A 251-nucleotide genomic window follows, 5' to 3' on the forward strand; every position below is an offset into this window, starting at 1 on the left:
TACCGTATCAACATAATATCCACGGCACCAAAATTCTCGATTGCGCTATTTGAATTTCAAGTCGCCGAATTGTTCGTAGATCATCAGGCTGCTTTTACCCTTTAGGTAGCCCATAAAACTTGAGACATTGCTGTCCGGCTAAGCACCCAATTCTAATAGGCTGAGATGTTGAAGATTATCTTTTCTTCGCCGTCGTGGATTCAGGAGTTCTTCCAGAGACGCCGAACCGAGCAGGTTGAGCTGGATGAGTT

1 pseudogene is annotated in these 251 nt (G+C 45.0%); it reads right to left on the bottom strand.

Annotation, left to right across the window (positions count from 1 at the left end):
• Window positions 1-48 precede the first annotated feature (48 nt).
• Window positions 49-138 (bottom strand): annotated as a pseudogene (locus V6C16_RS15060) (IS200/IS605-like element IS200 family transposase); the annotation flags it as partial.
• Window positions 139-251 lie beyond the last annotated feature (113 nt).

This window comes from Desulfovibrio sp. 1188_IL3213 (assembly GCF_036763145.1).
Taxonomy (GTDB): Bacteria; Desulfobacterota; Desulfovibrionia; order Desulfovibrionales; family Desulfovibrionaceae; genus Desulfovibrio.